This is a genomic window from Bacillus sp. FSL K6-1338 (assembly GCF_038006965.1).
Lineage (GTDB): Bacteria > Bacillota > Bacilli > Bacillales > Bacillaceae_G > Bacillus_A > Bacillus_A thuringiensis_S.
In genome coordinates this window covers 205,355-218,086 of the sequence record NZ_JBBOWI010000003.1, presented here as the reverse complement: position 1 = coordinate 218,086, position 12,732 = coordinate 205,355, and the positions used below count along the sequence as shown (strand labels likewise).

Genomic DNA, 12,732 nt, shown 5'->3' with positions numbered 1-12,732 from the left:
AGTTGTCTATCCCCTTGTGCATTAGAGAGTGTACAGGGGGATAATTATTCAGGTAAGAAAGCGGTGATGTGCATGTGCTTGTTATCTTTTAAAAACTTTATTGCACGTTTAGGTTTATGTGTTGGTATAACCCTTTTATTTTTCACACCAATGTCTGTATTAGCACAAACAAAGAGTCCAGGTGCTATATTAAATTTAGAGGTTGGCAGATTACTAGATTTAAGTTCCGGATTTTATAATACGTTAGTACAATATAAAGGCCTAGAACATAGACTTATTTCTGAAAATACCTTAGCATCAGTTGCTAAACACGTAGATGACATGGGGGGATTAGGAAAAAGGTGGTTTATTGAAATTGCGCCCCATATGAAAAATAAGAGAAAGCAAATTCTTTCTTACAACGCCATTTTTCAACAAAAGTTTAATGCTTTGCAACTACAAGTGCTAAATAAAGATAAAGAAAAAATTCTTAAATCGTTAGAAACTATTCAATCTGATATTGATATACAAAAACAAGGTGTTACAGAATTTCTAGCAGTTGCTAAAATATTTAGAAATGATGTTAGTGCTATTTCTAGGCAACTTCAAAATGATTGCAAGTTAATAAAAGTTATAATAGATATGAAAGAGGAAAAACAAGGCTATCCTGTTATAGGAGAGAATCTTTTATTAAATCGTATTGTAGATAGTATTAATTATATTAATGGAGTTAATGGAGGAGCAGAGGGGTTATTGAGCCATTTAGAAGCAATGAATACAAATTGGATAGTCTTAGAGGCAAATCTGAAAAATCTCATTCAAAATATAAAAGATACTTCTGATATAAATATGAATTTTATTAATGCGGATATGAAAATGATGAAAGAAAATTGGAATAATATTCATCTTAAGACTCAACAACTATACTGGGAAGAGGACTAGATTTAAGCTATTTGGATATCATAATTACTTAAAATTCAGCTACTTCTACTTTCAGTAAGATCGTAAGGATTACTAAGTCATGGATAGTTCAATGATGGTATTATAATGTGTTAAATAGCAATCAGATAAGGTATAGAATTTAAAAATTTATATTTTTTTATAGAGAGTTGTCACTTCTAATAAAACATTAAAACAACGTAAGATTTGTCAATTTCTAAGACAAATCTATTGTTTTATACTTGGTTGATAAGAATTAAAATTTAATTAGTGCATATAACAATTTTATAATATATCTAGGGAGTATTATGGTTAATAAATAGATTACAATTTTAGAAATTAATGGCCCCCTAAAAGTTAAAAAAAGATAATTTTAATCAAATTCATTTATCGATGTATTGGTAATTTAATCTGTTTGATTTAAGCTTATACCCTTATTAGAACATGATAAAACCATAAACCTAACTATCTAGATTATATAACCATTGTTAGGGTTGCACTATTTTTTAGACAAACTCTTTTTAAAAAGAGTTTGTCTTTTTTTATACATATGACTAATTATAAAATTTTTTAGGAGTATTTTTTAGAAAAAGTATCTATTCTGAATTTTAATAAGGGTACTTTATAAAAAATTAAAAAGAATAACATTCTGATTTTGTTATTAAGAATTACTATTATTATTAAAGAGGTATTATCTGAGTAATAAGTTATCGTGACACCTAATAAATAAAATATTTATATTTAAAAAGGTTTTATTTTCAGTGTAAAAACATACAACCTTTTTATTGAAAACAACATATTAGGTACTACTTAATGTGTTGTTTTCAATAAATTTTGTTATGCATCTATAATCGCGCTGGGTAGGTAAATTAAAGATTTTTATAACTGGTATTGATTGATGAATAGGAAGGTTTGTATTCGTAATAATTAAAGCAATTTGATTGTTATTTAAAAACTCCTTTAGACATGAGAGGGATTTTGTAAATATTATAATTTCAAATTGAAAAGGAAAATATTTTTTTATCCAAGATTTTAAGTAAAACAGTATCCCTGAATCAGTAGAAACATATAATAATAATTTGAGTGGTTGTTGTTCCGTATATCCCCTTACGGATTCTATTAATAAACTAATGATCGCAACTTCTTCTTCTGGAATCTTAAAATGATATTGAGAAAACAATAAATTGTATTGATTTTGTACTTGTGAAAAGGTCTTAGGAAAATTATTTTTTATATAGTAGGTATTTGTTTCGTATAAATTATTTTGTAAAGAAGAGGCAAATCTGTTAAATGAGTGTATGTTACTCAAGTAGAATACCCTCTGTATACATTTTGTAACATGGTTAATTAGCTCTACATTTTTCAATACTGGAATTTGTAAGTTTTTTTCTAGGTTTGACAAAAAATCGATTATTTTTGTATCTAAATAAATTGCTTCTTTTTGGGTTTGACTTGGTGTAATATTTTTAGAAATAATGTGATTCTCTCCCCAATATTTCGCGCCTATTAAATGTATAGTGAAATATAATATTTCATCATTAGAGAAGGAAATATTTGTTTCCTTTTCCAGAGGAGATATAATCTTTTTACAAGTTTTATAATATGAAGTATCTTTTAATATAGCGTAATCTCTAGAATCAATATGAATGGGTTTATTGGTTTTGATTCTAGATACGGTTATTGCTAAAATACAAGCTAACAGATGTTTATCATTTTGAAAAAAAGTAATGTTCCATGTTTTTTCAAACATTTCGATAAAATAATGAATTCGATTTTTTTCATAATAATTGAATGGCCAATTTTGTCCATATATATTTACATATAAATCAACAATACATCTTCGAATTAACCATTCTTCGCCCTGGATTTGTAGAGGACGCTTTGTTAAATGTAAATTATACCGTTTTACAAATGTTTCAATTTTAAGCAATGTACATTTAATTGTATAATAAGAATAATTAAATTCACTTGATAATGATGTGAGTGTAACGTTTTTATGATGTAGTATATGACAAAATATTTTATAGAAGCTTGATTGATTTCTAATGTTATATATTATATCTTCGATTGAAGAATTTGTTGGTTTTCTTAATCGAATACCATAACCTCGTTTAGTTTGAATTTCCCAACTATTGGGTAGATAATCTTGTAAAATGTGTATGTCTTTTCTTAAGGTATTACTGGACCAATTTAGAGTATTTTTTAATTCTGTTAAATGATACCATCTATCTTCTTGAGATAAGATTTCTAAGATTTCTTCTTTTCTTCTAATATGTAAATCAATACAATCATTGTAAACTTTTTGTGGCATCATTCTCACCTCCTAGATTATGTTATAAAGACAAATTTAGTATTATCTAATTTGTAGAAGTATTATATAAAAATTTGAGGATGAATAAAAATCACAAAAAATGATTAGTTCAATCAATTTTAATGATTTTATCTGTAATAAATTTTTATATTGTTGTTTTTAGATAACAAGTTTTATTGTGAGAGTGATTGGTTCATATTCCAACTGTATGAGTTACAGGAAGGTTCTAAACTAAAGCTTTTATGTAAAAGGATATTTAAACTTCAAGAAAACCTGTTTGAATACTAAGAGGCATTATATTTATGGTTATTTGGATAGTTTTCCTGAGAATGGGTTTTAAAATAGGGGATGTGTTTGTAAAAAATATTGAATTATTTTGTATGGACTATAATACATACAATTTCCTTCTAATCAGTAGGACTTAAAGCCACTATATTATTATTTGCTCCGATAATAAGAAGTGAATAGCATTTGGATGGTTTCATTAATAGATGTATATGTTTGGCTTTCTAAATATTTTCAAGTGATTACTTAAAGTTATTAGAATATATATTCTAGATAGGGTAAAAATCTTTTGAGTAAAGTTCTCGTTTTTGGACAGCTGTGTTAATACTTTTATAAACTTACGTAGTAGTAAATAAAAAATATAGCCCCCTTTGTTGGGAGCTATATTTTGGTTGAGGGAAACATCTGTAGAGAAATAAAATTGATTTATGAGTATTAATATCTATTTTTAATTTAAGGAATCTAACTTGATCATTTTTTCCTCTACTTTATGAATTGCCTGAACTATTTTTTCTTTATCTGCTAATAATTTCTTTTTTTGATTAAGGAAAATCTCTTTTCTTTTTGGAAGCGTTTCAGGACCTTCCATGTGAAGGTCCACAATATACTGTAATGTTTTAATAGGCATCCCTACAGACCTCATACACGTAATTAATTCGACCCAAAATAAATCATCCTCGGTAAAACAACGATATCCATTGCTATCGCGTTCTATAAATGGAAATAATCCCATTTTGTCATAATAACGAATAGTGTGTATAGCTATATCTAATTTTTCTGAAACTTCTTTGATAGACATTGTCATTGAAAATGCACCCCTAATATTTATATATTAATATTTATAATAATTCATTTAATGGCATTGTTAATTGTTTAAAATAGAATTTTTTTGACAAGTAGATAGCTCTGGTAACCATTTATATCTATTAATAGTTCATGCCCTATTAAAGGCTAATCCGAATTAATAAAATCTTTTTTGTACTTCAATCTATTTTATGATATTTAAAAGGAGGATAAGGTTTCTATATGTATAAGTGGATTATAACGCAATTATTAGATAACTACAAATTCACAAAATTTAGGTAACTCTTGTGAATTTAAAAAGAATAATTAAGAAATCCAAATAAAAAAACTGCCTAGTTCAATAATGTTTAGAAATAGGTAGTTTTTTTATTTGGAAAATCTAATTATGTATAAAAAGTGATTTAATTATTTATGTAGTGAGAAAAAGATGTTATAAGAACTGTTTTATTTCTTCTAAATTGCGCGGAGTAGGAATTGAAGAAATTAAAACGACAGGTATATATTCACATTCGATAGGTGTATCTGTTATTACACAATGAATATCTAAATATTCCGAATGATCTTTCGTTAAATTCTCAAGTTTTATATCTAAGAAATCAATAGTTTTTTTAAATGTAAGTGAAAAAAAGGCTTGTAAATAGAGTTTCCAATACTCTCCTTCTTTAGTATATAAAATTACTTGTGGATTTTTCCTTTTAAGCTCCATTTTCTTTGTTGCAATATACATAGTCAATAAAATGGTATTATGTATTGAAATATTAAGAGGAATATTAAGTTTATCATATGTAATTTTTAGATCTATTAATTGTTTGTTAACAGATCTAAAAATAGAAGAATGAGTTTCTTTCAAGTGAGTTATAAAAACATGATTTTTAGTATAACCGCTAAATAGATTATTGTTTGCTTTAACAGAGTTAGTGAGTGTTTTATTTAGGGCTTGTATAAATTTTATATCATTTAACAATTCAACTTTTAGATTTTTTTCTAAATTTCGAATGAATTTTTTGATAAATGGACACAAGGGTTTTGTAACAGAATGAATTGATTTGATATAATCTTGTCTTTTATAAGTATATTCTGAGCGGTTAATTATTGTAAGTATAATAGCAACGTCTACTGTTGATGGTTGAATATTATATTTCTTGAAAATATTCTCTATCAAATCTTTTAGTTGTGTGTAATCATTTCTTTTTTTTATTTTTTTTATTTGCGAATGCTTTATTGCTACCAAATAACCGTTATATTTTCTCATTAAATGTAGGGCAATAAAAAACGAAATTTCTTTTTTTGTTTCTTTATAAAATTTTATTCCCCTCAATTTTTCTACTTCTATTAAAAACTCTATGCAAAGTTCACGGTTTATACCTTCAAAAGGCCACTCTTCATCACTATAGGCGTTTAGATATAGTTCGTGATACATAAGAAGAATTTTCATATTATTTCCTGCTATTCGTAGAGGACGTTTTTTTAACGATAATTGGTATTTGTTTAGATATAATTCTACGTCTTTTAAAACTTTTTTTACCTTCTTGTTTTGAATATATAACTTTTCTGCTAGTACTGAATTAGATCCTACGTCAGTAATCATTAATATTTCTAGTGTTTTAAAGAGTAAGGTGTGACGAAGATACAGATAATTTATGTGATCAATAGATGAATTAAAAGGTTTGTATAATCGTATACCATTGTTTTTATTTTTTTTAATTAACCATTTCTCTGGTAATTTTTTTTGTAAGTATACTATATCTCTTTGAACGGTTTTAATAGAACAATTGAGCTTTCGGGCAAGTTCATTCATAGAGAACCATCTATCTTCATGTACTAAGCTTTGTAGAATGTTGTATTGACGTTGAATTAGCATAGTGGGATATATCTATTGGTTTATTAACTAAATTTGTTAAAACCAATAAATTTCTAGACCTCCTGTTCAATTTAGTTTTAGATTATTATAAAAGTGTGAAGGTATTCTAACCCCATAAAGTGAACTTTATGGCAAGGCCCAGTAAGCGTGAACTGCTTTTGCATTCTACATAGGTAGGGTAATTTAATTGTGAAACTATCATAATTAAGTGACATGTATTTCAACAATGTTAAAATTGTTCATAAAATTGACAATTTTATTGTTTCGCATTTAATTAAGAACTGCTTACATATTATATAAGTAATAGGATTTTTTAATTTTGAATTAAGTACTTAAAGAAAATCAAAAATTTTAAAATTTGTATATTTAGTTGAACTTTTTTAATGAAATTGCGCACCCAATCTCTAAATAGAGGATTCTTTTATACGAATAAATGAAGTTGAAAAATATGATTCCATTCATTTGTATAATTTTAATGTTTGAAGTTTTATTATTGTACGTTTTTAATTTTAGAATTTGTAAAATTAGAATGGACTTTTTCAATGGAATTAATCGTATGTATTTGTTGAGAATTAAATAAAGCACTATATAAAGATAGTAATTGTAAATTTAAAAATGTATATTACAGCCATCATAAAAAGTGATGAGTGTGATCAATTGTGTTCATTTTAAAGTTTACGTCTATTAAAATATAATTTTCTTGTAAGTAATTATTGATATGTAATATATATTCCTATATTTAAGGAAGTGATAGTTGGAGAGAGTTAAGTTTATACCTGTGGTTTCGAAATGAAAATAATAACAATTACGATTTTCATATAGTGTAGGATATATCAGTCCTTATGTGGAGTTGGATGGAGGTATTTTGAATGGTTAAAAAAAGCATAATGGTTTTAGTATTAGTTTTTATTGGTGTATTTTTATTTTTATATTTTTTTAATTCTGGAGTAAGAGCAAAAAATGAATCCAGCAATAAACATGATATAGCTCAATTAAGAAATGGAAAAGAATCCCAAAAGGAAATTAAACAGGAGAATGATAAAAAGAAAGTTGAAGAAGAGGCACAAGCCAAAAAAGTTATATATTTAACTTTTGATGATGGGCCAAGTAAGTATACGCAAGAAGTATTAAACATTTTAAAGCAAGAGAATATAAAAGCGACATTTTTTGTAATTGGCTCAAATGCGGAACAATTTCCAAGTTTGATAAAAAGTGAAAAACAATATGGACACTATGTGGGTCTGCATAGTATGACTCATGATTATAAAAAATTATACACTAAAGGAAATTTTTTATCTGAAATGAAACAAGTTCAACAAATTCTTCAACGTATTATACATGAGAATCCAATACTTTGTAGACCACCATATGGATCTAAACCAGGATTAACTCAGGATTTACGCAATCAAGTTGCTGAAGCTGGGCTGAAAATTTGGGATTGGACAATTGATTCTTTAGATTGGAAGTATAACAAAGTTCCATTAGAACAGTCTGTCCCTAAAATAGTTGAAAATATTGTATCACAGGCAAATAAAGATAAAGAAATTATATTAATGCATGATATACATCCTCAATCGGTTAAGGCTTTACCAGAAATTATTAAGCAGTTAAAGGCGAAGGGATATACATTTAAAACGTATAGTGAAAAAGAGCATATGACTTTAAATTTTTGGCATGACAATCGTTTATAAACTAATATATCCAGGTATTTGATTAATGATTATAGTGTAGAAATATATTTTTACAAAGGGAGACGTTATGAAAAAGTTGAAGGAGTTATGGCATCGCTCATTGACGCAATGGATAGTAAAAACTGTTTATTATCTTGCAATTTTATTTGCATTACTTTGGTTATATGGGTTTCATGATACAAATACAAATCCTTTTATTTACAATGAATTCTAAGGTGGGAACGTTATGAAGTTATTAGAACAAATTGAAAAGTGGGCTGCAGAAACGCCTGATCAAACCGCTTTTGTTTGGCGAGATGCGAAAATTACGTACAAACAATTAAAGGAAGATTCTGATGCGTTGGCACATTGGATTTCTTCTGAGTATCCAGACGATCGTTCACCAATTATGGTGTATGGCCATATGCAACCTGAAATGATTATTAACTTTTTAGGATGTGTAAAAGCTGGACATGCTTACATTCCTGTAGATTTATCTATCCCAGTTGATCGTGTACAACGTATTGCTGAAAATTCTGGTGCGAAATTACTTTTATCGGCAACAGCAGTAACTGTAACTGATTTACCAGTTCGCATCGTAAGTGAAGACAACTTAAAAGATATTTTCTTTACTCATAAAGGGAACACTCCAAATCCTGAACATGCGGTAAAAGGTGATGAGAACTTCTATATTATTTACACATCAGGAAGCACAGGTAATCCGAAAGGGGTTCAGATTACTTATAACTGCCTTGTTAGCTTTACAAAATGGGCTGTAGAAGATTTCAACTTACAAACAGGGCAAGTATTCTTAAACCAAGCACCTTTCTCATTCGATTTATCTGTAATGGATATTTACCCATCATTAGTAACAGGTGGTACACTTTGGGCAATCGATAAAGATATGATTGCGCGTCCAAAAGACTTGTTTGCTTCTTTAGAGCAATCGGATATTCAAGTATGGACTTCCACACCTTCTTTCGCTGAAATGTGTTTAATGGAAGCATCTTTCTCTGAGAGTATGCTACCGAACATGAAAACATTCTTATTCTGCGGCGAAGTGTTACCAAATGAAGTGGCTAGAAAATTAATTGAGCGTTTCCCTAAAGCAACAATTATGAATACGTATGGTCCAACAGAAGCTACTGTCGCTGTAACAGGTATTCACGTTACAGAAGAAGTGCTTGATCAATACAAATCACTTCCAGTTGGCTATTGTAAATCAGACTGTCGCCTTCTTATTATGAAAGAAGATGGCACGATCGCACCTGATGGTGAAAAAGGTGAAATCGTAATTGTCGGTCCAAGCGTAAGCGTTGGATATTTAGGAAGCCCTGAATTAACAGAAAAAGCATTTACTATGATTGACGGTGAGTGCGCCTATAAAACAGGCGATGCTGGCTATGTTGAAAATGGTCTTCTATTCTATAATGGTCGTCTTGATTTCCAAATTAAGCTGCATGGTTATCGAATGGAATTAGAAGAAATTGAGCATCACCTTCGTGCGTGTTCTTATGTAAAAGGAGCAGTTATCGTTCCAATTAAAAAAGGTGAGAAATACGATTATTTATTAGCGGTTGTTGTTCCTGGAGAACATTCATTTGAAAAAGAATTCAAATTAACATCTGCAATCAAAAAAGAACTCAATGAGCGATTACCAAACTACATGATTCCACGTAAATTCATGTATCAATCTTCTATTCCAATGACACCAAATGGAAAGGTAGATCGCAAAAAATTATTGAGTGAGGTTACAGCATGACCGCATATGGATCATTTTATTTTTTCGCTATAGTGGGCATTTTATTAATACCTACTATCATAGCTGGATTAAAAGGTAAAATGTTGCGCAAATATAATGCCGTTTTAACATTAGTCATGATTGCTATTATCTTCTCAGATAAACCAAAGCAAGCAATGATGTTAGCTGCATTTATTATTTGGCAATATGCCCTTATTAAAGGCTATTTAATTTTAAGAAAACAAAATAATAGTACATTCACATTTTGCATAGCTGTTATTTTATCGATTTTGCCTCTTATTTTGGCAAAAATCGCACCATTTGCATCGTTATTACCTGAGTTAAAACTTGTTGTTTTTCTAGGTATATCTTACGTAACATTCAGAGCAGTTCAAATGGTATTTGAAGTTCGTGATGGTTTAATTAAAGAGCTTTCTTTCTTTAACTTCTGGGAATTCGTTTTATTCTTCCCTGCAATTTCAACAGGACCTATCGATCGTTACAGAAGATTCCAAAAAGATATTCAAAAGCCACCTAGCGCTGAAGAATATCAAAATTTACTATATACAGGACTAAATCGTATTTTCCAAGGTTTCTTGTATAAATTTATTATTGCTTACTTAATAAAGCAATATTGTATGGATCCAGCATTCGCTCAACACGATACAATCTTTTCAAATATGATTTACATGTATAGCTATAGCTTATATCTATTCTTTGATTTTGCTGGTTATAGCTCTTTTGTAATTGGTGTAAGTTATATGATGGGAATTAAAACGCCAGAAAACTTTAATAAGCCATTCCTTAGTCGTAATATTAAAGACTTCTGGAACCGCTGGCACATGAGTTTATCATTCTGGTTCCGTGATTTTATTTACATGCGTTTCGTCTTTTTTGCAACGAAGAAAAAGTTAATTAAGAACCGTTACACTATTTCGTATATCGGGGCATTTTTAAACTTTTTCATTATGGGAATTTGGCATATTACTGGTGAGCATGTGTATCAATATATCATGTATGGCCTTTATCACGCTGCCTTGTTCATCTTATTCGATATTTTTGAACGAAAAAACAAGCAGTATAAGTTTTGGCCAAATAATAAATTTACACACATCCTTGCGATTGTAATTACGTTCCACGTTGTATGTTTTGGTTTCCTAATTTTCTCTGGATATCTTAACAGATACTTTTAATGCTCCTCCTTATTTCATTAAGAAGTTGCACATATAATGTATTCGGAAATAAAGGAGATCTTAAAATGATAGAATTTAAAGAGCAAGTATTAGATATTTTAGAAGAAGTAAGTGAAAACGATATTGTGAAAGAAAACTTAGATGTTTTATTATTTGAAGAGGGGTTTATTGAGTCATTAGCTGTAGTGCCTTTATTAATAGAATTTCGTGAGCGTTTAGATATTGAAGTTTCTATTTCTGATTTTAATCGTGACGAGTGGGCTACACCAAATATGATTATTAAGAAGTTGGGAGAAATTCGATGAACAAAGTTAAAAGTGGTTCAATGTTTCTAGCGATGACCCTTTTTGCTGTATTCTTACTTATTCCAACGCGCTTCCTACTTCCACTTTTAAGTGATGAAAAAGTAGAACAAGCTGCTACTTCTTTAAAAGAAGAAAAAATTCAAAGTATGATTTTACAGCAAAAGATGTTAGCAGATCCAAAATATCTTCCGATGTACGGTTCATCGGAATTCGCACGTATGGATGCTTTCCATCCATCTAATTATTTTAAAGTAAAGCCTGAAGGATTTACGCCATTCCTTCTTGGACGCGGCGGAACACAAGACCTTGTACATGTATTAAACTTCGCATCTACAATGGATCAATTGAAAGATAAGAAAATGGTATTCGTTCTTTCTCCGCAATGGTTTGTACCACAAGGTATTGACGAAACGCACTTTGCACCTAACTTTTCAAAACAACAAGGTTACCACTTCATTTTCAACAATGATTTAAAACCTGAAATGAAAAAACAAATTGCAAAGCGTTTATTAAACTTTGAGATTGTAAAAAAAGAAACTTTATTAAAAATTTCGCTTGAAGGTATCGCTTATGATGATACGAAGTATAAAGTAAAAGCACTTGCTGCTAAACCTTTCGCTTATATTTACCGTAACATTTTAGATCGTAAAGATTTATTTACAGCTATGTTTAATATTAAACCGCATAAAGAGAAGCTCGATCCTTCATTAAAACAAATGAACTGGGAAGAGGCTCGTAAACATGCGGATCAAACAGGTGCAGCAGAATCTGGATCTAATGAATATGGTATCGAAGATGGTTACTTCAATAGCAAAATTAAGAAAAAATTAAAGCAACGTGAAGGTTACTTAAAAAATGATGCTTATGACCAATCGCCAGAATATGAAGATTTACAAATTGTACTTGATTTATTAAAACAATCTGGTGCAAAACCACTCTTCATTTCTGTTCCTGTCAAAGGTCCTTGGTACGACTACGCTGGCTTCCCGAAAGAACGCCGCGAAGCATACTATAAGAAAGTTCATGAGCAAATTGAAAAAGCTGGTTATCCAATTGTCGACTTCTCAAATCATGAATATGATAAATACTTCTTAAAAGATCATATGCACTTAGGTTGGAAGGGCTGGGTTTACATCGACGAAGCCATCCAACAATTTTATAAAGCAAATTAATGAAAAGACCGCTTGAAATATGTAGTGATATTGTTTGATAAGCTGAAAACGTGTTAGTTTTGGTTTTTGGCAAAGAAGGTTGTCGACTATTTTTATCTATGAATTAAGAATCCTGTGTTCTAGATTAAATTCTCTTAGAATACTTTATCTCTATACTGTACCACCTCAGTTGATATTTTAGGCAGAAACTCACTGGTTTGGTTTTCGCACTCTATGTTCTTTGATAACTTCATGTATCAAGTTATCAAAGAACTTTATAGAGCTAGTTTTTTAAAGTTTTTGGTTATACTAAACTGAAATTCCTCTCCTACTTATCGTTGGGCTATTCTTCTTTGCATGATTAAGGAAGGAGAATTCTTTCGCTAAATTTATTGAAAATAGAAACGTGTGTAGTTCAATATTACCGAATAGAAGAAGAGTGGAATATATTAAGTTTATGGGTCCATACTGTTTAGATTATTAAATGTTTGTT

The 12,732-nt window shown here is 29.3% G+C and carries 10 protein-coding genes; 7 read left to right on the top strand and 3 right to left on the bottom strand.

Annotated elements, in window-relative coordinates:
- The first annotated feature begins 72 nt into the window (after positions 1-72).
- Positions 73-921, top strand: coding sequence for a hypothetical protein (locus NZ044_RS30295; RefSeq protein WP_340950310.1), 849 nt, complete (start codon positions 73-75; stop codon positions 919-921).
- Positions 922-1,717: 796 nt separating this feature from the next.
- Here the strand turns inward: NZ044_RS30295 and NZ044_RS30290 are convergent.
- The 3 genes from NZ044_RS30290 to NZ044_RS30280 all read right to left on the bottom strand — a co-directional run bounded on the left by NZ044_RS30290 (position 1,718) and on the right by NZ044_RS30280 (position 6,179).
- On the bottom strand, positions 1,718-3,229 hold the full coding sequence (locus tag NZ044_RS30290; protein WP_017762445.1) for a BglG family transcription antiterminator: 1,512 nt from the start codon (positions 3,227-3,229) through the stop codon (positions 1,718-1,720).
- Positions 3,230-3,962: 733 nt separating this feature from the next.
- Positions 3,963-4,319 (bottom strand): MerR family transcriptional regulator, encoded by a 357-nt coding sequence (locus NZ044_RS30285; protein ID WP_017762443.1) that lies wholly within the window; start codon positions 4,317-4,319, stop codon positions 3,963-3,965.
- 429 nt (positions 4,320-4,748) lie between these two features.
- Positions 4,749-6,179, bottom strand: coding sequence for a helix-turn-helix domain-containing protein (locus tag NZ044_RS30280; protein WP_340950308.1), 1,431 nt, complete (start codon positions 6,177-6,179; stop codon positions 4,749-4,751).
- 869 nt (positions 6,180-7,048) lie between these two features.
- On the opposite strand from NZ044_RS30280, the gene NZ044_RS30275 reads away from it, so the two are divergent.
- The 6 genes from NZ044_RS30275 to dltD all read left to right on the top strand — a co-directional run bounded on the left by NZ044_RS30275 (position 7,049) and on the right by dltD (position 12,260).
- Positions 7,049-7,870, top strand: coding sequence for a polysaccharide deacetylase family protein (locus tag NZ044_RS30275; protein ID WP_017762441.1), 822 nt, complete (start codon positions 7,049-7,051; stop codon positions 7,868-7,870).
- 67 nt (positions 7,871-7,937) lie between these two features.
- On the top strand, positions 7,938-8,084 hold the full coding sequence (locus NZ044_RS30270) for a teichoic acid D-Ala incorporation-associated protein DltX (RefSeq protein ID WP_078438732.1): 147 nt from the start codon (positions 7,938-7,940) through the stop codon (positions 8,082-8,084).
- Between the two features lie 12 nt (positions 8,085-8,096).
- Positions 8,097-9,611 carry a D-alanine--poly(phosphoribitol) ligase subunit DltA gene (gene dltA / locus NZ044_RS30265; protein WP_340950306.1) on the top strand — a complete coding sequence of 505 codons (1,515 nt, stop codon included), beginning with the start codon at positions 8,097-8,099 and terminating at the stop codon, positions 9,609-9,611.
- Positions 9,608-10,783, top strand: a complete 1,176-nt coding sequence (dltB, locus tag NZ044_RS30260) for a D-alanyl-lipoteichoic acid biosynthesis protein DltB (protein ID WP_340950305.1) — start codon at positions 9,608-9,610, stop codon at positions 10,781-10,783. Before dltA ends, dltB begins: the two co-directional genes overlap by 4 nt.
- Before the next feature lie 65 nt (positions 10,784-10,848).
- A complete protein-coding gene (gene dltC / locus NZ044_RS30255; RefSeq protein ID WP_098349564.1) occupies positions 10,849-11,088 on the top strand; it encodes a D-alanine--poly(phosphoribitol) ligase subunit DltC in 240 nt (79 codons plus the stop codon).
- Complete coding sequence (gene dltD, locus NZ044_RS30250; protein WP_340950303.1) at positions 11,085-12,260, top strand: D-alanyl-lipoteichoic acid biosynthesis protein DltD; 1,176 nt, start codon at positions 11,085-11,087, stop codon at positions 12,258-12,260. The genes dltC and dltD overlap by 4 nt, the downstream gene beginning before the upstream one ends.
- The last annotated feature ends 472 nt before the right edge of the window (positions 12,261-12,732 follow it).

What these genes read in the sequence shown, in the direction of transcription:
- NZ044_RS30285 (WP_017762443.1), bottom strand. Translation starts at nt 4,319, where the DNA reads ATGACAATGTCTATCAAAGAAGTTTCAGAAAAATTAGATATAGCTATA.
- dltA (WP_340950306.1), top strand. Translation starts at nt 8,097, where the DNA reads ATGAAGTTATTAGAACAAATTGAAAAGTGGGCTGCAGAAACGCCTGAT.
- NZ044_RS30280 (WP_340950308.1), bottom strand. Translation starts at nt 6,179, where the DNA reads ATGCTAATTCAACGTCAATACAACATTCTACAAAGCTTAGTACATGAA.
- dltB (WP_340950305.1), top strand. Translation starts at nt 9,608, where the DNA reads ATGACCGCATATGGATCATTTTATTTTTTCGCTATAGTGGGCATTTTA.
- NZ044_RS30275 (WP_017762441.1), top strand. Translation starts at nt 7,049, where the DNA reads ATGGTTAAAAAAAGCATAATGGTTTTAGTATTAGTTTTTATTGGTGTA.
- NZ044_RS30270 (WP_078438732.1), top strand. Translation starts at nt 7,938, where the DNA reads ATGAAAAAGTTGAAGGAGTTATGGCATCGCTCATTGACGCAATGGATA.
- NZ044_RS30295 (WP_340950310.1), top strand. Translation starts at nt 73, where the DNA reads ATGTGCTTGTTATCTTTTAAAAACTTTATTGCACGTTTAGGTTTATGT.
- dltD (WP_340950303.1), top strand. Translation starts at nt 11,085, where the DNA reads ATGAACAAAGTTAAAAGTGGTTCAATGTTTCTAGCGATGACCCTTTTT.
- dltC (WP_098349564.1), top strand. Translation starts at nt 10,849, where the DNA reads ATGATAGAATTTAAAGAGCAAGTATTAGATATTTTAGAAGAAGTAAGT.
- NZ044_RS30290 (WP_017762445.1), bottom strand. Translation starts at nt 3,229, where the DNA reads ATGCCACAAAAAGTTTACAATGATTGTATTGATTTACATATTAGAAGA.